General features: G+C 39.9%; 21 protein-coding genes. 14 read left to right on the top strand and 7 right to left on the bottom strand.

Going from position 1 to position 22,319, the window contains the following annotated elements:
- Positions 1–120: 120 nt before the first annotated feature.
- The 6 genes from gyrB to dnaA all read right to left on the bottom strand — a co-directional run bounded on the left by gyrB (position 121) and on the right by dnaA (position 7,137).
- Entirely contained in the window at positions 121–2,046 is a 1,926-nt protein-coding gene (gyrB, locus tag ACZ42C_RS14925; RefSeq protein ID WP_461181910.1) for a DNA topoisomerase (ATP-hydrolyzing) subunit B, read from the bottom strand.
- A gap of 169 nt (positions 2,047–2,215) precedes the next feature.
- Positions 2,216–2,491, bottom strand: a complete 276-nt coding sequence (gene remB / locus ACZ42C_RS14920; protein ID WP_461181911.1) for an extracellular matrix regulator RemB — start codon at positions 2,489–2,491, stop codon at positions 2,216–2,218.
- 16 nt (positions 2,492–2,507) lie between these two features.
- A complete protein-coding gene (recF, locus tag ACZ42C_RS14915) occupies positions 2,508–3,620 on the bottom strand; it encodes a DNA replication/repair protein RecF (protein ID WP_461181912.1) in 1,113 nt (370 codons plus the stop codon).
- A 2-nt stretch (positions 3,621–3,622) separates the two neighbouring features.
- On the bottom strand, positions 3,623–3,844 hold the full coding sequence (gene yaaA / locus ACZ42C_RS14910; protein WP_461181913.1) for a S4 domain-containing protein YaaA: 222 nt from the start codon (positions 3,842–3,844) through the stop codon (positions 3,623–3,625).
- A 624-nt stretch (positions 3,845–4,468) separates the two neighbouring features.
- The gene (gene dnaN / locus ACZ42C_RS14905) at positions 4,469–5,605 is read right to left on the bottom strand and encodes a DNA polymerase III subunit beta (protein WP_461181914.1); all 1,137 of its coding nucleotides are present in this window, start codon (positions 5,603–5,605) and stop codon (positions 4,469–4,471) included.
- Positions 5,606–5,790: 185 nt separating this feature from the next.
- Positions 5,791–7,137, bottom strand: a complete 1,347-nt coding sequence (gene dnaA, locus ACZ42C_RS14900) for a chromosomal replication initiator protein DnaA (RefSeq protein ID WP_461181915.1) — start codon at positions 7,135–7,137, stop codon at positions 5,791–5,793.
- Between the two features lie 916 nt (positions 7,138–8,053).
- On the opposite strand from dnaA, the gene rpmH reads away from it, so the two are divergent.
- The 13 genes from rpmH to ACZ42C_RS14835 all read left to right on the top strand — a co-directional run bounded on the left by rpmH (position 8,054) and on the right by ACZ42C_RS14835 (position 20,539).
- Positions 8,054–8,188, top strand: coding sequence for a 50S ribosomal protein L34 (rpmH, locus tag ACZ42C_RS14895; protein WP_010094630.1), 135 nt, complete (start codon positions 8,054–8,056; stop codon positions 8,186–8,188).
- Between the two features lie 231 nt (positions 8,189–8,419).
- Positions 8,420–8,761, top strand: coding sequence for a ribonuclease P protein component (gene rnpA / locus ACZ42C_RS14890; protein ID WP_461181916.1), 342 nt, complete (start codon positions 8,420–8,422; stop codon positions 8,759–8,761).
- A 225-nt stretch (positions 8,762–8,986) separates the two neighbouring features.
- A complete protein-coding gene (gene spoIIIJ, locus ACZ42C_RS14885) occupies positions 8,987–9,754 on the top strand; it encodes a YidC family membrane integrase SpoIIIJ (protein ID WP_461181917.1) in 768 nt (255 codons plus the stop codon).
- On the top strand, positions 9,751–10,368 hold the full coding sequence (jag, locus tag ACZ42C_RS14880; protein ID WP_461181918.1) for an RNA-binding cell elongation regulator Jag/EloR: 618 nt from the start codon (positions 9,751–9,753) through the stop codon (positions 10,366–10,368). Before spoIIIJ ends, jag begins: the two co-directional genes overlap by 4 nt.
- Positions 10,369–10,907: 539 nt before the next feature.
- Positions 10,908–11,075 (top strand): DUF4025 domain-containing protein, encoded by a 168-nt coding sequence (locus tag ACZ42C_RS14875; RefSeq protein ID WP_461181919.1) that lies wholly within the window; start codon positions 10,908–10,910, stop codon positions 11,073–11,075.
- 213 nt (positions 11,076–11,288) lie between these two features.
- Complete coding sequence (gene mnmE / locus ACZ42C_RS14870; protein WP_461181920.1) at positions 11,289–12,665, top strand: tRNA uridine-5-carboxymethylaminomethyl(34) synthesis GTPase MnmE; 1,377 nt, start codon at positions 11,289–11,291, stop codon at positions 12,663–12,665.
- A 36-nt stretch (positions 12,666–12,701) separates the two neighbouring features.
- Entirely contained in the window at positions 12,702–14,588 is a 1,887-nt protein-coding gene (mnmG, locus tag ACZ42C_RS14865; protein ID WP_461181921.1) for a tRNA uridine-5-carboxymethylaminomethyl(34) synthesis enzyme MnmG, read from the top strand.
- A 236-nt stretch (positions 14,589–14,824) separates the two neighbouring features.
- Complete coding sequence (gene rsmG / locus ACZ42C_RS14860) at positions 14,825–15,541, top strand: 16S rRNA (guanine(527)-N(7))-methyltransferase RsmG (protein ID WP_461181922.1); 717 nt, start codon at positions 14,825–14,827, stop codon at positions 15,539–15,541.
- Positions 15,542–15,813: 272 nt separating this feature from the next.
- Positions 15,814–16,680 carry a nucleoid occlusion protein gene (gene noc / locus ACZ42C_RS14855; RefSeq protein WP_461181923.1) on the top strand — a complete coding sequence of 289 codons (867 nt, stop codon included), beginning with the start codon at positions 15,814–15,816 and terminating at the stop codon, positions 16,678–16,680.
- A gap of 310 nt (positions 16,681–16,990) precedes the next feature.
- Complete coding sequence (locus ACZ42C_RS14850) at positions 16,991–17,764, top strand: ParA family protein (RefSeq protein ID WP_461181924.1); 774 nt, start codon at positions 16,991–16,993, stop codon at positions 17,762–17,764.
- Positions 17,745–18,584: a ParB/RepB/Spo0J family partition protein gene (locus ACZ42C_RS14845; RefSeq protein WP_461181925.1), complete on the top strand. Its 840-nt coding sequence runs from the start codon at positions 17,745–17,747 to the stop codon at positions 18,582–18,584. Before ACZ42C_RS14850 ends, ACZ42C_RS14845 begins: the two co-directional genes overlap by 20 nt.
- 78 nt (positions 18,585–18,662) lie before the next feature.
- Positions 18,663–19,817, top strand: coding sequence for an aminotransferase class V-fold PLP-dependent enzyme (locus ACZ42C_RS14840; protein WP_461181926.1), 1,155 nt, complete (start codon positions 18,663–18,665; stop codon positions 19,815–19,817).
- 17 nt (positions 19,818–19,834) lie between these two features.
- Positions 19,835–20,539, top strand: a complete 705-nt coding sequence (locus tag ACZ42C_RS14835) for a DUF554 domain-containing protein (RefSeq protein WP_461181927.1) — start codon at positions 19,835–19,837, stop codon at positions 20,537–20,539.
- Positions 20,540–20,570: 31 nt separating this feature from the next.
- Here the strand turns inward: ACZ42C_RS14835 and yyaC are convergent, their stop codons facing one another.
- Complete coding sequence (yyaC, locus tag ACZ42C_RS14830; RefSeq protein WP_461181928.1) at positions 20,571–21,188, bottom strand: spore protease YyaC; 618 nt, start codon at positions 21,186–21,188, stop codon at positions 20,571–20,573.
- Between the two features lie 87 nt (positions 21,189–21,275).
- Here yyaC and ACZ42C_RS14825 point away from each other — a divergent pair, with 87 nt between their 5' ends.
- On the top strand, positions 21,276–22,298 hold the full coding sequence (locus ACZ42C_RS14825; protein WP_461181964.1) for a YkvI family membrane protein: 1,023 nt from the start codon (positions 21,276–21,278) through the stop codon (positions 22,296–22,298).
- The last annotated feature ends 21 nt before the right edge of the window (positions 22,299–22,319 follow it).

The following is a 22,319-nucleotide window of genomic DNA, read 5'->3' as shown; positions in this document are numbered from 1 at the left end:
ACGATTTCTTATCCAGACTTCCACTCTGACCAAGAATTAAGTCTTGTCTTTCAAACACCTGTAAAAGTAAAGAGTTTAGCAGCGGGAGTTAGATTGATTTTGGTCTCCTGCTCCCAACATCTATATATCGAGATTTTTTACATACTGGGCATTTTCCTCAATAAAGTTTCTCCGCGGTTCCACTTTATCGCCCATCAACATATCAAAGATCTGATCCGCATCTATGGCGTCTTTTAATTCCACTTGGAGCAATGTACGGTTTTCCGGGTCCATTGTTGTTTCCCAGAGTTGTTCCGCATTCATTTCCCCCAAACCTTTATAACGCTGCAGGCCGGGTTTCGGTGATTTTGGAATCTCTTCCAGTATCCGCTCCATTTCCCTTTCATCGTATGCATAATAAGCAGCTTTTCCCTGCTGGATCTTATACAGTGGCGGCTGAGCAATATAAATATAGCCGTACTCAATCAAAGGACGCATATAGCGGTAAAAGAAGGTTAATAATAAAGTGCGGATATGGGCTCCGTCCACATCTGCATCTGTCATAATAACTACTTTATGGTAACGTGCTTTGGTGATATCAAAATCTTCGCCAATACCCGTTCCTAAAGCCGTAATCATGGAACGCACTTCATTATTGGATAGAATTCTGTCCAAACGGGCTTTTTCCACGTTAAGAATTTTACCCCTGAGAGGCAGGATGGCCTGAAAGTGCCGGTCCCGTCCCTGTTTGGCTGAACCGCCGGCAGAGTCACCCTCCACAATATAAAGCTCACTGATTTCTGCATCCCTGGAGGAGCAGTCCGCCAGCTTTCCCGGCAGGTTGGATACTTCCAATGCACTTTTTCTGCGGGTCAATTCCCTCGCTTTTTTGGCTGCAGCCCGGGCCCTGGAAGCCATTAATCCTTTTTCAACGACAATCTTGGCAACAGACGGATTCTCAAATAAAAATTTGGAAAACATTTCGCTGAACACATGATCCGTTACTGTGCGTACTTCACTGTTTCCAAGTTTGGTTTTCGTCTGTCCTTCAAATTGGGGGTTTGGGTGTTTAATGGATACAATTGCTGTTAACCCTTCCCGCACGTCTTCTCCGGATAAGTTGGGATCGGACTCCTTAAATAAATTATTTTTTCTTGCATAGTCATTAATAACTCTCGTCAAACCGGTCTTAAAACCAAATTCATGGGTCCCGCCTTCGTACGTATGAATGTTATTGGCAAAAGAGTATAGATTGCTTGCAAACCCGTCATTGTATTGAATCGCCACTTCGACGGCAATTCCCTGGTCTATGCCTTCCGCATAAAAAGGCTCGTGGAGGACTTCCCTTGTGCGGTTAATAAACTCCACATAGGAGCTGATGCCGCCTTCATAGTGATAGCTGATTTGTTCACCGTCTGAGCGCTTATCCTCAATTGTGATCGTCAGGCCTTTGTTTAAAAATGCCAATTCACGCAAACGCTGGGATAAAATATCAAAGCTGTATTCATTGGATTCGGTGAAAATCTCCGTATCCGGGATAAAATGTGTAACCGTGCCGGTAATATCCGTCTCTCCGATGACTTCGATCTCTCCCTGCGGCACCCCTTTATTAAATTCCAGATAATGAATTTTTTCATCACGGTGGACATATACTTCCAATTTTGATGAAAGGGCATTAACGACAGAAGCACCTACACCATGCAAACCGCCGGAAACTTTATAACCGCCGCCGCCGAATTTACCCCCGGCGTGCAACACGGTCATAATTACCTCAAGGGCTGGCCTGCCTGTTTTTTTCTGAATGTCAACGGGGATCCCGCGACCATTGTCTCTGACAGTTATACTGTTGTCTTTTTCAATAATGACATCAATTTGGTCACAGTAGCCTGCCAGTGCTTCATCGATACTATTGTCCACAATTTCCCAGACTAAGTGATGCAGTCCTTTTTCACCGGTGGAACCGATATACATCCCCGGCCGCTTGCGAACTGCTTCCAGTCCTTCCAGCACTTGAATCTGTTCTGCACCATATGCCTGATTTTTTGCAACATTATCTTCCATTGACATAATTTCACTTCCATTTCTATCTGAATAAAAACTGTAATTTTGTTTTTATATAAAAAGATGAACATTCCCCTTCCACATCGCGCCTATTCCCGGTATAAAACCGAATTACGAAGAAGATCGGGGAGGGATGGAATATTTTTCTCTAGTATAAAAACTGCAAATCAATTTATTATAGTTCTTCCGAAAAATCATCGAGCTTGTCAATCGTGGAGATCATGCTGGCTCGTTTTTTCAGTGTGGTGATCGACAATGTACTGTAATAAATATTATCCTTTGTGACCATGATTGACTTGGCATCTGTTTCCGGTCCGACAATCTTTCCTTCTTTTTCCGACCCTTCCATAAAGTTTTCCATAATGGTGGAAGATGAAATTAAATTATAATCCAAAATAGCGATGACATCCGAGGATCTTATCGCATTATCGTTCCCAATGTGTATGAACATCATATTACCTCCAGCATTATGTATCTATGTTCCCATCTTTGACATGATAGAGTTCCGCTTTCTTCAATGTTTCATGGTTAATTCCCTCCACACTTGTCGTTGAGACAAATGTCTGAACTTTTCCCTGGATGGTGCTTAAAAGATGGGATTGCCTGTAATCATCCAATTCACTTAATACATCATCCAGAAGTAAAACAGGATATTCACCGACTTCGTTATAAATCAGTTCGATTTCAGCGAGCTTCACGGATAGAGCAGTGGTCCGCTGCTGACCCTGGGACCCGTAAACCTGAACATTTTTTCCGTTAACATAAAACAATAAATCATCTCGATGCGGACCAATTAACGTGGTGCCGCGTTCGATTTCTTTTTCCTGCACTTCATGGAATTTATTTAAATAAATAGATGCTATTTTTTCTTTATCATCGTTTTCTGATACGTCCATCGTTGGAGCATAGGCGATTTCCAATTTCTCCAGCTCCCGGCTGATTCCGTAATGAATGGGACTTGCCCACTTCCGCAATAACTCAAGAAATACAAATCGTCTTTCCAAAAGAGTTGCCGCATGGGATATAAGCTGATCGGTCAAAACTTGCAGCATACTTCTATCCCCATGAATATTCCGCTGCAGCTGTTTTAATAAAGCATTTCGCTGTTTTAATATTTTTTGATACTGTCCCAAATGATAAACATAGGTTGGCTGGATCTGTCCCAGCTCCATATCCATGAATCGCCTTCGTATTTGCGGTGCTCCTTTAACAATGGTCAAATCCTCCGGAGCAAACATTACTACATTCAAGGCACCGATATAATCACTTAGCCGATGCTGTTCCAAATGATTATGCTTCGCTTTTTTTCCTTTTGTCGAAATAATAATTTCCAGCGGGAAGTTTTGGTTCCGTTTTGTAATCCTGCCTTCTATTTTAGCATATTCTTTTTCCCAGTGAATCAGTTCTTTTTCTCTTGATGTCCGGTGGGACTTAGTGAATGCAAGCAGATAGATAGCCTCCATCAGGTTTGTCTTTCCCTGGGCATTTTCCCCGATAATGACATTGATCTTATCATCAAAAGAAATATCGAGTTTCTCATAATTCCGGTAATTTTTTAAGGAAAGCTGTTCGATATGCATATCTAATCCTCTTTTGTAACCAGATAGGAACCGATGCCTTCTATCTCCACCAAGTCATCGGGATACAGCTTTCTTCCCCGCCTATGTTCCTGTTCTCCGTTTACGATGACACCTTCCTGCTGGAGAAAGAGCTTTACCATTCCACCGGATTCCAGAATGTTGATGACTTTAATAAATTGGCCCAGTGTAATATATTCCGTATTTATGTTTACTTCTTCATGCATTTCATCACCGATTCTATTGTTTATTTATTAGTATATTACCGATAGAAGTCTTATAAACCTATTTTACTAAAGTTTTTGGTTTAATGAAAGGTTTACCCCTTTTTTTAGTCAATATGGCTTATTTCGCCTTTAAATTACTTTTAAAAGATAGGGAAAGTTGAAAGGAGTGGAGAGAATAACATTCTGATTCGTTATAATATACAGAATGTTAAATTTAATAATAATGTAAAGAATTTACGTATTGTAAGAAAAAGACTGGGACATAACTTTAAAGTCTCAAAGAAAACGAAATAATCAATGGATAGAGTGTCACCTGCCGCTCCGGGAATATACTTCGCTTTCACCACGGGCACAAGTGCGACATCTAATCAAACTCCCGTTGGTCGTTTTCTTAGTGTCTTCTTTGCCGCAGGCGGCTGATGAGCCTCCTCGGGCGCGTGGCGCCCTGCGGGGTCTCATCGATGCCTTTTCTCCTGCTGGAGTCTCCGTATATTCCCGGAGCTGAATAAGTGGGTTGTTTCGATTTCTCTCCGAAAAAAAGTTATGTCCCAGCCGCCAATTTAACAATAAGAATTGATTTTTCATTGGAAGGGAGATTTTTCTATTTCTGCCAAAGGATTCTTACTAATATGTCCGTATCGGCAGGATCAACTGCAGAATGCTTTCCCCATTTACCGGTCGGATGATAAATGGCCGCATGGCGCCGGTGAATTCTATTTTCACTTCGTCAAAACCAATCGCCTTTAACGCATCCATCATATATTTTGAACTGAAGGAGATTTTCAGATCCTCTCCCTCCATCGACTGAATGCCGATTTCTTCCGTCACCGTACCGACTTCCGGAGAATTACTCGTTATCTCTGCATGTTGATTGTCTTTTGTTATTAGTCTTACTACGTTATTATGGTCATCCTTGGCAAGCAGGGAAGCACGATCAATCGTATGCAACAGATCTTTCGTTTTTATTTGCAGTGCAGTTTTGCTTTCTTCAGGAATGAGCCGTGACGTCTCCGGGTATTTTCCATCCAGCAGCCGGGATAGGAAGTATAAATTTTTCGTACGGAAGAGAATTTGATTGTTTGTTACACTGATCTCTATTTTTTCTTCGTTATCCGAAAGTATTTTATTCAATTCATTCAGGCTTTTTCCGGGGATAACCAAACTTGTAATTTCTGTCTCGGAATCGGATATTGGAATTTCCTGCATAGCGAGCCGGTGACTGTCCGTTGCGGAGAACGTCAGCTTATTATCCAGCAGTTTCATTTGCACACCAGTCAGTATGGGACGGCTTTCCATCGTGGCCACCGCAAATACAGTCTGTTTAATTAATGCTTTTAATGTACTTGTGGATATTTCAAAACTGTCTTCCGTCTGCAGTTCGGGAAGCAATGGATATTCATCCGGATCCTGTCCATTTAGATGGAATCTGGATTTTCCTGAACGTATCCCCACTTTTAATTGTTCAGCCATTTCTATCTCTACTGTTTCTTCCGGTAATTTACGGATAATGTCGGGAAAATATTTTGCGTGCAGCACAATACTTCCTTCTTCGATAACTTCTGCAATGACTTTATCGTCTTCTTCAGCAGGAATAAAGTATTTTATGGTAATGTCAGAATCACTTCCAATTAAAGTAATTCCTTGTTTCGTTGCTTCCAGTTTTACCCCTGTAAGAATGGGTACCACAGTTCTGGATGAGACAGCTTTCATAACATCCTGCAAGCCAGATATTAATTTCTGTCGATTAATAATAAATTTCATTTAAGTTTTCCTCCTCAAAATGGAAGTTCTATATATTATTTTATTTAATAAAGAATACAGTAATAATAATAAGTGCTGTGGTTACTGTGGATAAATGATGTTTGGTTGCTGTACGCAAGTTATTCACATGTGGACAACCTGTATATGCTTTTATTTTTTTATTAACATCTTTTCACAGTTTATATTTAGATTGATTTCAGCTGTTCTTTCAACTCTTCTATTTCTTTGGTTAGTTCAGTGTCTTTTTCCATTAATTTGCTTACTTTGTCATGGGCATGGATTACTGTCGTATGATCCCGTCCGCCAAATTCTTCCCCTATCTTTGGCAGGGAGGAATCGGTTAATTCCCTGGATAAGTACATGGCAATTTGTCTTGGGAAGGCAATAGCTTTCGTTCGTTTTTTTGCAAGCATTTCTTCCAGCTTTACACTATACTTTTCTCCAACTGTCTCCTGAATCCGCTGAATGGTAATAACACGCGGTTTGCTGCTTGGAATAATATCCTTTAGCGCATCTGCTGCAAGGGAAGCATCAATATCCTGATTTACAAGTGATGAGTAGGCCACAACGCGAATTAAGGCACCCTCCAGTTCCCTAATATTGGTATCTATTTGATTGGCAATATAAAGCATGACTTCATTTGGTATATCCAGTCCTTCTGCTTTTGCTTTTTTAGTCAGAATGGCAATTCTTGTTTCCAGATCCGGAGGGGTAATATCTGTTATTAGCCCCCATTCAAACCGGGAACGCAGCCTGTCTTCCAGTGTTGGAATTTCCTTCGGCGGTCTGTCACTGGAAATAATAATTTGTTTGCTTTCCTCATGCAACGTATTGAAGGTATGGAAAAACTCCTCCTGGGTGGATTCCTTACCTGCAATAAATTGAATATCATCGATTAATAAAACATCTACATTACGGTATTTGTTGCGAAAAGCAGTTGTTTGGTTATCCATGATGGCGTTAATAAACTCATTCGTAAATTTTTCTGATGATAAATAGACAACCTTGGCATCAGGATCATGCTCCTGAACGTAGTGACCTATCGCCTGCATCAGATGGGTTTTACCAAGTCCTACACCGCCATAAATAAAAAGTGGATTATACGCTTTGGCCGGTGCCTCAGCTACAGCAAGAGATGCAGCATGGGCAAATCGGTTACCTGCACCGATTACGAAAGAATCAAATGTGTATTTATCATTCAGCATCGTTTTATGTGTTTCATTGCCTCTGTTTGCTTTCGGATCCGGTTTTTGCATTTCTTCATTATTTTCCTCGTCTATACTGCTGTCCGGTACGATGAATTTCGTATGTAGTTCGGTGCCGGTAATGTCGAGTAATATTTCAGAAATAAATTGTGTGTACTGGTTTTCCAGCCAGTCTCTGGCAAACTCGTTCGGTGCGGATATAATGAGTGTGTCCCCGTCCAGTCCTTCTGCTTTCGTATACTGCAACCATGTTTCAAAGCTTGGTTTGCTTATTTTTTCTTCGATTTTTTCCAATGTTGCTACCCATAAATCATTTATATTTTCCAATCGGTTCTTCACTCCTTTCGGTGAGCTATAATTAAATAAAGGGGATTAAAAGTATAACTTTCCCCAATGACAGAAAAAGCCTCTCTCTATCTCATAAAGATGAAAAAGGCATGCTGTAAAATTGTACTAAATTTATCGTATTTACCTCTTATTACAATATTTTATTTGAATAGAAGCAGTATAATTATTTCCTGCTGAAAGATAATTAGAGTTGTGGATAGATGAAATGGACCATCAAAGACTTATACTTACTTATAAACTTTTTCCACAAACTTGTTTATAACATTATACTATGGTATGTGTATAAATATCCACAGTATATCCACAAACTGTAGATAACTTTATTTCGAAGGTGGATGGTCAACAGAGTTAAACACAATTATAATATCAGAAAAAAGCTGTTGCTGCAACGTTTTTTCGACACTTATCCACAATTTCAACAGGTTGTATACAAAATTCGTTAAGAGCACTATATTTTGTGATTTTCCTGTCGATAATTGTTGTGGATGAAAAAAATGTGGAAAATTATTGCGAACAAGGTATGTGGATAAACCTTTTTGTGCTGCACCAACTAAATATAATAATAAACTGGGGGAAATGAAATTAAATTTCAAAACCGGGCAACTTGATTTTGTTTTGTTGTATAACAGGGGTGTTTTCTGGAAGAAATGAAGATGCCCGATCAGTTTGTTTTCAGGAGGACGGGGGCAGATTGAAATATAGATGGAGTGGATGAATAATAAGCATGAATTTTTTATTATATGTAGGAAAGTTTGACAGCTGGATTTATTTGCATGATTCCATTCATTAAATCAATGTTGACAGATGCTATCTTCATTACGTATAATTACAAAGACTGTCTTATGGATGATTGTTAATTTTGGATTTTACATCCTTTTCAGGAGGTGCAGAATAAATGAAAAGAACATTTCAACCGAATAACCGTAAACGTAAAAAAGTGCATGGCTTCCGGGCTAGAATGAGTACGAAAAATGGACGTAAAGTACTTGCCCGTCGTCGCCGTAAAGGAAGAAAAGTATTATCTGCATAGGCCACTGACATTTCAGTGGTCTTTTTCCACTTTAGGAAAATATAATGTTAGCTGAGAAGTGGATTCAACTCAGCTATCTTTTTTAAGTCCTGTGTAGATGAATACTGTCACTAAAATACGATTAAATGAGAGTTTTTCTTATGGATGGATCCCAGCTGCATTTTGCAAGCTGATATAATAAATAGAAACAAATGGACAGGCTTGAAGTAGAATTTGCTAAGGTGATATGGAATGAAAAAGGAATTCAGAATTAAAAAAAACGAGGAATTTCAACAGGTTTTTAAACGGGGGAAGTCTTTTGCAAATCGGCAGCTTGTCATCTATTACGTGAAAAAGCCTGGGCAGCTTCATTTTAGAGTTGGATTGTCTGTGGGGAAAAAAATAGGCAATGCAGTAACGAGAAACCGGATAAAGCGCTACCTTCGCACTGCTTTTCAACAACTGGAAGATGAAATTAAACAAGAGTACGATTACGTGATCATTGCCAGACAGCCGGCAAAAAATATGAATTTTACAGAGATAAAAAAAAGCCTGGGTCATTTAATACATAAAGAACAGTTATTTAAAAAATAGTTGTTGTTTAGTATAGAATATTATAGTCATATAAGCTAAAATAGCAGATAGAAGCATGACATTATCTTTTCTATTATATATTATATTTTATATTTTACTGCTGGTCTTCATTAGGGTTGATAGTAATTATATGGAGATAAAGTTAGGTATTTACACCGGATTTTCATCCGTTTTGATCTAATGGCTTGTAATACAGGCTTTGTAATACAGTTAGGAGGAAAGATTTTGCGTAAAAAGTATTTATTGCTTGCGGGATTATTGTTTGCCGTAGCAATCCTTGCCGGTTGTACAGAAATTGACCAGCCGATTACATCTGAAAGTGAAGGGATTTGGAATAGTTATTTCGTTTATCCTTTGTCATGGCTGATTACGTTTTTTGCCGAATCATTTAATGAAAACTACGGCCTGTCAATTATTATTGTGACGATAATTATCCGTTTGGTGCTTTTGCCATTGAACATAAAACAATTGAAAAGCTCGCAGGCAATGCAGGAAATCCAGCCGGAGCTAAAGGAATTACAGCAAAAATACAGTTCAAAAGATGCCAATACCCAGCAGAAATTACAGCAGGAAACAATGGCACTATTCCAAAAACATGGTGTAAACCCACTTGCGGGTTGTTTGCCGATCTTTGTGCAAATGCCGATCTTAATTGCCATGTTTCATGCTATTACGCGTACAACTGAAATCAGTACACATAATTTTCTATGGTTTGAACTTGGGTCTGTAGATCCTATTTTACCAATTATTACTGGTGTTACCACCTGGCTGCAGCAAAAATTGATGATGGCAGGATCTGCAGCGGCGCAAAATCCGCAAATGATGGTCATGCTTTGGGTAATGCCGATTATGATAGGTGTGTTTGCCTTTTTCTTCCCGGCAGCACTGGCTTTATATTGGGTAATTGGTAACTTCTTTATGATTGCTCAAACATTAGTAATCCGCAGACCAATGATGGCGAATTCTGCGAAAACTGGAGGCGTCAAAAAGTGAGAGAAATAACTGCTAGTGGACAAACAGTTGAAGAAGCGGTCCAATCAGCTTTAGAGCAGTTAAACACGTCAAGGGACCGAGTGGAAATTGAAGTCATCGATGAAGGTAAAAAAGGGTTGCTTGGTGTCTTTGGTTCCAAGCGGGCTTATGTAAAAGTAAAAATTAAAAAAAATCCAATTGAAGAAGCAGAAAAATTTATTCATGAAGTGACAAAAAATATGAATGTCGATGTGGACATAGCTACCACGGTAGAAGGAAATCACGTCACCTTCGAGATGAGTGCGGAAAATATTGCATTGCTAATCGGTAAGCGCGGCCAGACTTTAAATGCCTTTCAATATCTGGTACATCTCGCTTTAAATAAAGATACTGATGAGTATTATTCTGTTACCCTGGATGCAGAGGGCTACAGGGGCAGAAGAAGAGAAACTTTAGAATCCCTTGCTGGGAAAATGGCTGATAAAGCGGTCAGACTGAATAAAAAGGTGGCCTTGGAACCCATGCCTGCTTTTGAACGTAAAATTATTCACAGCGCACTGCAGGGAAATGAAAACATTACAACGCATTCCGATGGCACGGAGCCGCATCGCCATATTGTCATAAAACCAAATTAGAAATTAACTCTTTACGAGGCTGGGACATAACTAATTTTATTGGAGAAAAAACCAAACAAACCACTTGCCCAGCTCCGGGAATATACGGAGACTCCTTGAAAATGCTATGCATTTTCTGCGTGCGATGTAATGCTGCCGAAGCGTTACTTGTCCAGCAGGATAAAAGGCATCGATGAGACCCCGCAGGGCAACATTAATGAAGGCCGACTAAAAACGCCCTTTGCGGGCAACGTCGGCATACCCCTTGTCGGGGCAAGGAGGCTCATCAGCCGCCTGCGGCAAAGAAGACACTAAGAAAACGACCAACGGGAGTTTGATTAATGCTTTTCGGTGGGACGAGCATTTAGCGCAGTCCCAGATGTCGCACTTGTGCCCGTGGTGAAAGCGAAGCGTATTCCCGGAGCGGCCGGTGATACTCTATCACCATGATTTGTTCGAATTTTCTTCTAGACGTTAAAGTTATGTCCCAGCCTCGTTTTATTTTTGGTTTAGCAGGGAATTCAATATTAATAAGCCTCTATAGGAAGGAGATATGAATCATGCAAAACAGGGAACAAACTGATCATGAGGAAAAAGCAAATGCAGGAAAAGCATATCATCCGGAACATCAGGAGAAGGAAGAAGAAAAATCCATGACGCGCGAGCAAGTGGAGAATACGTATAAAGATGGAACGATTGACAGATCAGGAAAAAACGCCGAAAAGTAATTAACATGTTGATATCTTCATAAAAAACCGTCTTCCCTTTATTCACATGGGGACAGACGGTTTTTTTGCTGTTTGTTTCTGTGGACAACTTTATTTTTCCCGGCATTTATGATATTCTATTTTGTTAGTGACTATAAAATGAATCAGTTACTGATTGATATATAAATTTGACTCCTAACAGGAGGATTATGTGAAGAAGAGGAGGTGCAGCAGATGGAAACAGATACAATTACAGCAATATCCACACCGATCGGTGAAGGAGCCATTTCGATTGTAAGGTTGAGCGGCCCTGAGGCCATCCCGATGGCCGCGGGAATTTTTCAAGGGAAAAACATTACAGAAGCTGATTCCCATACGATGCATTATGGAAAAATTATAGATCCGGCAACCAACGAGGTTGCTGAGGAAGTAATGGTTTCCATTATGCGCGCACCTAAAACATTTACCCGTGAGGATATTGTTGAAATCAATTGTCACGGTGGACTTGTCTCTGTGAATCGGGTACTTGAGATTGCTTTAAGTCAGGGAGCAAGACTCGCTGAGCCTGGAGAATTTACGAAACGCGCCTTTTTAAATGGACGTATTGATTTATCTCAGGCAGAGGCTGTCATGGATCTGATTCGTGCAAAGACGGATAAGGCGATGTCTGTTGCACTGAAACAGATGGACGGTCGCTTGTCCGGTCTGATTCAGCGGCTGCGTCAGGATTTATTGGAGACCGTTGCCCATGTGGAAGTAAACATCGATTACCCGGAGTATGATGACGTGGAAGAGATGTCCCATGATATGATGCAAAAGAAGACAAAGGAAGTGCATCAGGAAATTGAGGAATTGCTGCAGGTGGCAAAGCAGGGGAAAATTTTAAGAGAAGGGCTTGCCACAGCAATTATCGGCCGGCCAAATGTAGGAAAATCCTCCCTCATGAATGCGCTCGTCCAGGAGAATAAAGCAATTGTCACAGAGATTCCCGGAACGACGAGAGATATTATTGAAGAGTATGTCAATGTTAGAGGGGTGCCGTTAAGACTTGTGGATACTGCCGGCATCAGGGAGACAGAAGATATTGTTGAAAAAATCGGAGTGGAACGATCCAGGCAGGTGCTGAAGGAATCAGATCTTATCTTGTTTGTTCTGAATTATAATGAGGGGCTTTCAGCGGAAGACAAAAAGCTTTTCGAAGCAATTGAAGGTCTGGAATATATCGTCATCATAAATAAAACAGATCTAGAGCAAAAGTTATCCTTGGATGAGGTAAAGGAGTTTGCCGGGGAAAATCCTGTCATTTCTACTTCCCTCATTGAAGATGAGGGAATTGATGACCTGGAAGCAGCCATTGCCAAAACATTTTTTTCCGGGGAGATAGATAGTGGAGACTTAACGTATGTGTCCAATGTAAGGCATATACAATTATTAAAACAGGCCAAGCAGGCACTCGAGGATGCAATGGAAGCAATTGATCTTGATATGCCGCTTGATATCGTACAAATAGATGTAACAAGAACATGGGAGTTTTTAGGTGAGATTATTGGTGATACAGCCAGTGACAGTCTGATTGATCAGCTGTTCTCCCAGTTCTGTTTAGGAAAATAAGAAACGATAATAAAGAAAAAAGAAAGGGTGAAAAAGATGACTTATAATGCAGGCCATTATGATGTTATTGTAGTCGGTGCCGGCCATGCAGGGATGGAAGCAGGCGTTGCGGCTGCCCGTATGGGTGCAAAAACACTTATGCTTACACTGAACCTGGATATGATTGCGTTTATGCCATGCAACCCTTCCATAGGTGGTCCGGCGAAGGGAATTGTTGTAAGAGAAGTGGACGCACTTGGCGGTGTGATGGGTAAACTGATCGATAAATCTTTTATCCAAATGCGCATGCTCAACACGAGAAAAGGTCCCGCCGTGCAGGCTTTAAGAGCACAGGCTGATAAAAATGTTTATATGCAGGAAGCGAAAAAACTGCTGGAAAGTGAAGAAAACCTTACGTTACACCAGGGGATGGTGGATTCCCTGATTGTGGAAGATGGCGTATGTAAAGGTGTTGTTACAGAAACGAAGGCTGTTTACACATCAGAATCTGTCATTATTACAACCGGTACGTTTATGCGCGGAAAAGTATTAATCGGGGATGTGGAATATGAAAGCGGACCGAATAACCAGCGTCCAACATTGAAGCTTTCCCACCATCTGGAGGAGCTCGGATTTAAGTTGACCCGCTTCAAAACAGGCACGCCGCCACGGGTGATCAGCCATTCCATTGATTATTCCAAAACGGAAATCCAGCCTGGAGATGAGAATCCCAAGTATTTTTCCTATGAAACAAAAGAACGTGTTGTGGATCAGCTCCCATGCTGGTTAACGTACACGAATGAATTTACGCACCAGGTGATTAATGATAATCTCGGCATGTCTGCCATGTATTCCGGTGTACAGCGGGGAACAGGGGCAAGGTACTGTCCATCCATCGAGGATAAAATTGTCCGTTTTAACGATAAACCACGGCATCAGATTTTCCTCGAGCCGGAAGGAAGAGATACAGACGAGGTGTATGTACAAGGATTATCAACTTCACTGCCGGAATATGTACAGCATGAAATGATTAAGACTGTACCAGGTCTGGAAAATGCACAAATTATGCGGGCCGGCTATGCCATCGAATATGATGTGGTTGTACCTTCCCAGCTTTGGCCGACAATGGAAACAAAAAATATAGAGAACCTCTTTACCGCCGGTCAGATCAATGGAACTTCCGGTTATGAAGAAGCAGCCGGCCAGGGAATTATGGCAGGAATGAATGCTGCAGCCAAATTATTTGGGAAAGAGCTCATTATTCTGGATCGTTCTCAGGCATATATTGGTGTCATGATTGATGATTTGGTGACGAAAGGAACAAATGAACCATATCGTCTGTTAACATCCCGTGCCGAATACCGTTTGCTGCTGCGTCATGATAATGCTGATCTCAGACTGACGGAAATTGGTTATAATGCAGGTACTGTTTCAGAGGAGCGTTATGCCAAATATGTGGAGAAAAATCGTTTGGTGGAGCAGGAAAAGAAACGATTAAATAAATTGGTTATCAAGCCTTCCGGGGATGTAAATGATTTTCTGGAAGGAACGGGTGCTCAAGCTTTGAAGGAAGCAGTGAAAGCATACGATTTGCTGAAGCGGCCGGAGATTTCCTACGAGAAGATTGAAAAGATCCTGCAGCCGGATGCTGATCTGCCGGAGGAAGTTAAAGAGCAGGTTGGTATTCAAATTAAGTATGAAGGGTATATTAAGAAGGCAAAAGATCAAGTGGATCGTATGTTGAAAATGGAAGATAAAAAAGTACCGGAAGACATTGATTACGATGCCATAAGCGGTATAGCGACAGAAGCAAAGGAAAAATTGAAAAAAATCCGTCCGCTGTCTGTTGGCCAGGCATCAAGAATTTCCGGCGTAAACCCTGCAGATGTTTCTATATTATTGGTTTATATTGAACAGGGAGATATCGCAAGGTTGGCAAACTAATATTCAATCGGACGAGTTAATTGCATAATTGCTTATTTTTACTAAGTATCCGAACAAAAAACCTCTTATAATTTGTTAATACGGAAATCAACTTTGTTCGGATTTCAATACTAATTTCTCTATTATGAAATTGATTCGCGCAGGCAGGAAATAAAATATTTTCTGCCTGCTTCCATGAATAAACAGGGAAGGTTACTACACTGGAAAACTTCCCGTTTACATAAGGAGACTCGTAAATGAACGCAAATACATTTGCTTTACATTTAAAAGAACAGGGGATTCATTTATCCGAAAAACAGCTCGAACAATTTCAAATTTATTTCAACACATTGGTGGAATGGAATGAAAAAATAAATCTAACCGCACTAACATCAGAGGCAGATGTGTACGAAAAGCATTTCTTTGACTCCATTTCAGCAGCTTTTTATTATGATTTTGCGGATTCTGTCGATATATGCGATGTAGGTGCCGGCGCAGGTTTTCCAAGTATTCCGCTGAAAATCTGTTTTCCGCATATTAAGGTGACCATTGTTGATTCTCTAAAGAAGCGGATTCATTTTTTGAATCAGCTGGCCACACAGTTGGATTTGAAGGATGTGGCATTTTACCATGACCGGGCTGAAAACTTCGGTAAAAATGAGTCTTTCAGAGAAAGTTTTGACGTAGTGTCAGCAAGAGCAGTAGCGCGAATGTCTGTTCTCTCGGAACTCTGTTTACCTTTAGTGAAAAAGAATGGAATCTTTCTGGCTATGAAAGGATCCCAAGTCTCGGAAGAACTGGAAGAGGCTGCAACTGCTATAGAGATTTTAGGTGGAAAGATAAGAGATACACATACATTTACCTTGCCGGAAGAAAAAAGTGAACGGTCTGTAGTTATTGTCGATAAAAGAAGAAAAACCCCAAAAAAATATCCAAGAAAAGCGGGAACGCCGAATAAAGACCCAATTGTGTAAGTATACTATGTAGCTTGAAGGCAAGATGAAGATAAGCGGACTTTCACCACTGAATTATGGTGGAAGCCTTGTTTACTAATGTTCAATTACAGTTATTTGTGGTAGAATAGTAGAAGTAGATTTATTATTTGCTTACATACATATCCCATTATGTGGACTTTTCGCCTAAACTATTGGTGAAAGTCTTCGTTTTGTTTCATATCCCTTGTATAAAGCAAAATGTTCCACGTGAAACATTTTTGTTTTATATTGTAAAAAGGTGGTGTTAATTGATGGTCAAACCCTTTAACCGGATCTTTGGTTTGGGTGAAAAAGATGCCGAAACGGAATCGGAATTGGATGGTTACCATCCCGATGAGGTGGTGCAAATACCGGTTGATGCTATTGAACCAAATCGCTTCCAACCCCGTTCCATATTTAGTGAAGAAAAGATTCAGGAACTGGCACAAACAATTCATACTCACGGCATGATTCAACCCATTGTCGTTCGGAGAATAAATACAGAGGAAGAAAAATATGAATTAATTGCCGGGGAACGAAGATGGAGAGCGGTCAAAAAGCTGGAGTGGGAGTTTGTTTCTGCAATTATAAAAGAAATGAACGACAAGGAAATAGCCTCTGTAGCTTTAATTGAAAACCTGCAACGGGAAGAGTTGACAGTAATCGAGGAAGCAAATGCTTACGCGAAATTGCTGGAAATGCATGGTTTAACACAGGAAGCTTTGGCACAAAGATTGGGGAAGAATCAATCCACGATCGCCAATAAGCTTCGTTTATTAAAGTTATCAGAAGAAATACAGGAAGCACTGCTCAATAAACAAATTACCGAGCGTCATGCAAGAGCATTGATTAAATTGGATGATCCGAAGCAGCAAGTAAAACTGTTGCACGAAATTCTCGAATCCGATCTCAACGTAAAACAAACAGAGGAACGCATTAGTAAACTGAATGCCCCAAAAGATCAGCAAAAGAAAAAACGGGCACAGTTGAAGGGCGTCAATAAAGATGTTCGTATTGCCATGAACACAATTAGGCAATCGTTGGCAATGGTAAATGATACAGGGATGAATGTGGAATCAGATGAGAAAGAGTTGGATGATTACTATCAAATTACGATAAAAATACCGAAACAGAAATAATTTATTTATAATTATTATGTAATGGAAGTTTTTATATTATATATACTGTTTTATTCCTGCAAAAGAAAAGATAACAAACATGATCCTGAATCTTTCTCGGGTTGATGGTTCTATATCGGTACCAGCTTTAAGCAAAATGGCTTTTAATATTGTTTAGTAAATGAAATACCCATCAGTAAGGTGGGTATTTTTAGCTCATAAATATGAAAATGTCTATTAAAAATACTTAACAAATGCTAAATATCTATTCTTTTTGTTTAAAAGAATGGTAAAATAATAGTTATATCGTTTAGGAAGGTGTCAATTTAACATGGGTAAAATAATTTCAATAGCAAATCAAAAAGGTGGAGTAGGAAAAACGACTTCTTCCGTGAACCTTAGTGCTAGCCTTGCACATTTAGGGAATAAAGTTTTAATGGTTGATATAGACCCGCAAGGAAACGCAACAAGTGGGGCAGGTATTAATAAAGCAGATGTGAAACACTGTATTTATAATGTACTTATAGAAGAAATGACAGCAGAACATGTAGTTGTTCCAACTGCTATAGCTAATATGGATATTATTCCAGCGACTATTCAGCTTGCCGGTGCAGAAATAGAGCTAGTACCAACTATATCCAGGGAAGTGCGTTTAAAAAAATCACTGGAAGAGCTGAAAAGTACCTATGATTACATTATTATTGATTGTCCTCCTTCATTAGGCCTCCTTACATTAAACGCACTTACTACGTCAGATACGGTAATGATTCCCGTTCAATGTGAGTACTATGCTTTGGAGGGGCTCAGTCAGCTGCTGAATACGATTCGTCTCGTTCAAAAACATTTGAACAAGAAATTGATGATTGAAGGTGTATTGCTTACAATGCTCGACGCACGAACCAATTTGGGTATTCAGGTTATTGAAGAAGTGAAGAAGTATTTTCAAGACAAAGTGTACAAGGCAATCATACCAAGGAATGTCCGGTTGGGAGAAGCACCAAGCCATGGACAACCGATCATTATGTATGACTCTAAATCAAAAGGTGCACAAGTATATCTTGAATTAGCGAAGGAAGTGATGGCCAATGGCGAGAGGGTTGGGTAAAGGGATAAATGCTTTTTTTCCGGAAATAGAAGAGCATGACGATCATATGATTAAGGAAGTTCCCATTTCAGAATGCAGGCCGAATCCTTATCAACCGAGAAAAACGTTCCATGCGGATGCAATTGAGGAATTAAAGGAATCGATTCTGGAATATGGTGTCATTCAACCGATTATAGTTCGCAAAAGCATTAAAGGATACGAAATTGTTGTTGGGGAGCGCCGTTACCGTGCTGCCAAGGAAGCAGGGTTGGAAACTATTCCTGCAGTTGAAAAAGAACTTACAGATGCAAATATGATGGAACTGGCCTTGCTTGAAAACCTGCAACGTGAGGATTTAACACCAATTGAAGAAGCTCATGCCTACCAAAATTTAATGAAGGAACTGGAGATTACGCAGGAAGAGCTCTCCAAAAGGCTTGGAAAAAGCCGTTCCCATATTGCCAATATAGTCCGTTTATTATCTTTGCCGGAACAAGTGATAGCCTATATTAATAATGGAGAATTGTCCATGGGGCATGGAAGAGCATTAATTGGCGTTAAAGATAAAAATCAAATTTTACCTGTTGTAAATAAAATACGAAAAGAAAAGTTAAATGTGAGACAGGTAGAACAATTAATTGTGAAGTTGAATGAAGGGAAAAATAAAAAGAAAAAGGAAAAGCCGAAAAAGGATATTTTCTTGCAGGAGCAGGAATCTGTCTTGCGGGACCGGCTTGGTACAGCTGTAAATATTCAACGTGGAAAGCGCAAAGGGAAAATTGAAATTGAGTTTTATAATGACAGTGATCTCGAACGGATTATTGATGTATTGGAAAAGTAATAGACAAAAGAGCTAACGCTGGAGTCGTTAGCTCTTTTCAAATAAAATAAGAAATTAGTAAGAGGGGGAGGGGAGATCATGATCTACTTTGATCAGGCTGCATCATCTTTTCCAAAGCCGCCGGAAGTAACGGAAGCTATGTATAAAACTATAAAGGAAACAGGGGCCAATCCGGGTAGAGGATCTCACCGGTTGGCAAGGGAAGCAGCAAAAGTCATTCATCAGGCAAGGGAGAAAGCGGCCACGCTATTTGGGTGTACGGATCCAAAGAAAGCTGTTTTCTTTCAGAATGCAACAATGGCTCTTAACCAGGCAATTAAAGGTTTAAATTGGCATGCAGGAGATCATATTATTACGACAACGTTTGAACATAATTCAATACACAGGCCATTGGTTTATTTGGAAAAATATTACGGCGTACATGTTACATATATTGATTGGCATGAGGATGAGAATCAAGTCACGGACCAAGTTAAGAGAGCAATAAATGATAGGACAAGATTGCTTGCGATTACCCATGCTTCTAACGTTACAGGTGCAGTATTTCCTCTTGGTGATTTGATGAATACAGTAAAAGAGCAGGATATCATTACATTGGTTGATGCCTCTCAAACCGCGGGGCATATAGACATCCATATGAAAGATCAGTTAATAGATATGCTGGTTTTTCCGGGACACAAAGGTTTGCTTGGACCACAGGGAACAGGTATGTTGCTTATGGAAGGGGAGGTACCTTTGACTCCCATACATCATGGTGGAACAGGGAGTTTTTCGCAACTTGCTGATCAACCGGAGCGATGGCCGGAATTCATGGAAAGCGGCACACTAAATACACCTGGAATTTCCGGGCTGTTAGCTGCGCTGAAAGTATTTGAAGCTGGGAAGGATGAAAATGTTCCACGTGAAACATTATTGGTAAATAAACTGCTGAAGGGTCTGAACGCCATTCCGAATGTACAGGTGTATGGACCGGGCCCCAGTTCAGATAGACTTCCCATAGCAGCATTTAATATAGATCAAATTGATTCACAGGAAGTAGCTACAATACTCGATTCCCACTATGATATTGCGGTCAGGGCAGGGTTACATTGCAGCCCACTGACGCATGAAATACTGAATACTGAAAATCAAGGAGTTATAAGAGCAAGCTTAAATTATTATAATACGAATGAAGAAGTGGATATATTTTTGCGGGCAATAGAGGAAATTGCTGCTGCATATCAGGAATTTTAAACGTTGGAGATGGATAAATGGCTTTATATGGAACGTTAATCAATGGAATATTAATTATTGCAGGCAGTATATTGGGCCTGTTTTTTACAAAAATACCGGAAAAATATAAAGAAACCGTCATGCACGGTATCGGCCTTGTGGTTACATTAATCGGACTGCAAATGGCTTTTTCAACCGAAGTTATTGTCATCGTTTTGCTGAGTCTATTGTCAGGAGCCATAATTGGAGAGTTTTTAAAGATTGAGGAAGGATTAAATCAATTTGGCACGTGGATTGGCAGGAAGTTTGCCAATGACAAGGATGACGTAAGTGTTTCCCAGGGATTTGTAACAGCTTCCTTAATCTTTGTTGTTGGTGCCATGTCGATCATTGGTGCATTGGATGGCGGGCTGAGAGGAGACCATGAAGTACTTGTCACAAAAGGCTTTATTGACGGGTTTGTTGCACTGGTATTGACGACAACACTGGGGTTTGGAGTCATTTTATCTGTTTTTCCGGTTGTTCTTTATCAGGGAACCATTGCACTATTGGCAACTCAAATAGATCGGTGGGTACCGGCAGATATATTACAAGGAATGATTGTTGAAATTACAGCAGTAGGCGGCTTGTTAATTGCTGCAATTGGGTTAAACCTGTTGAAAATTGTCAACATCCGTATCGGAAATTTATTACCGGCTATTTTTATGGTTCTGCCAATTTACTATATATATTATTTAATATGAAAGGACAGCTTAGCGTGGGACTAAGCTGTTTTTAAATGGAGCTTTTATTCTGATCCTGCACTACAATGGCAGGAGTGGTGATATGGTAGGTCAATGTCTGATCGATTTTATTAAGAATATCAGCTGCTCTTTTTGCCATATCCACCACGACGGATAATCTTGTATTTTGAAGGACGGAGTGCTCCATAAATCCACTGACATTTACTACTCCCGTCATATGAATATCCCCAATTTCCGGCAAGGATTTATTAAGCGCGGCCCCAGGCTTAATGCTTCCCATTCCCGCAATTATGTGACCGACAGAAGAAGACTTTCCAAGGCAGGCATCCACTGCAATAATATAGGGTTGCCGATATGTATGCTTTATATAGTGGATATGATCTTCCATATTTGTAGCATGGACAGGTTCCTGTAAAGTGCCATGAACATGAATATGCTTTGGTTTTAATTCGGAAAGGAAATAGCCTGTCAATGGACCGAATGCATCTCCTGTGGAACGATCAGTGCCAATACAAACAATTACATATTCACGCGGTGTCTCCGGAAGCCATGAAATTAATGCATTACTCATCATTTCTGTAATATTGTTGTTTGTATGAAGCATACGCATTTGATCTTTTTTCGCAGCTAAATGCCTTTTAAAATTCATAGCTTATCCTCCAAAATCATATTGTTATAGTATACGGATTTTTAAAGGAATCTATACATGGATATTTTAGATATTGGGGGAAATACAATGCTGCAAGCTGGATTGAAATGGCTATTTTTAATTATTGGAACGACAATAGGGGCGGGATATGCTTCCGGAAGGGAATTATGGCAATTTTTTGGCCATGAAAGTGGACTGGCTATTTTGTTATTCAGTACTTTCTTTTCTTTATCCTGTATTATTATTATGCAAGTAAGCTATCAAAAAAAGACAAAACATTATTTGCCCGTATTACAGGAAATAGTAGGTGTGAAACTGACAAAAGTATATGATGTCATGATTTTCTTATATTTGTATACGACAACTGTTGTTATGATCGCTGGCAGTGGTGCAACAGGACAGGCGTTTAACTTTTCTTACTGGTGGGGAATTGGTATTATTGTAATTGCCCTGATCTTCCTGTTTATCAAAGGAATTAATGGGTTATTGTCTATTAATCAGCTTATCCTTCCGTTATTAATTATCGGTTTGTTGTCTGTGTTATTGTTGTTTACATTTGACCAGAAGCTTTCATTATTTTCGCATTGGCATGAACAGCGGAATTGGATGGCAGCATTTCCTTTCACTGCATTAAATATACTCCCCTTAATTGCGGTACTTGGAGCCATTGGCAATAAAGTCGAAACCAGGGGAGAAATTTTCATTGCATCCATAGGCAGCGGGGGTATTCTTGGGATTGTATCCTATATATATAACAACAGCCTCATTCAAATTGCAGATGAGCTGCTTCTGTATGAAATTCCGTTATTTGCCATACTTAAAAACTACCCATTTGAAATGGTTATTTTCATGACGATTCTGCTGTGGCTTGCGATATTTTCAACAGCGGCAGCAGGTATACTTGGACTGGTTACAAGAATGAAGGAGTATTTTCAGGGACCACTGTGGCTCATTGTAATTATTACCCTGGTTACCATGATTCCATTATCTTTATTTGGATTTTCCACACTGGTGAATTATCTTTATCCTATTTATGGTATTTTAAATCTATATGTATTAACAAGACTGCTGCTATTTCCTTTATGGTATAAGGGGAAAAGTGCTTCTTGAGTTAGGACTGGAGGCGAGCGA

The organism is Virgibacillus kimchii (genome assembly GCF_055379185.1).
The sequence above is the reverse complement of the archived record's forward strand: the minus strand, read 5'-3'. Positions and strand labels throughout refer to the sequence as shown.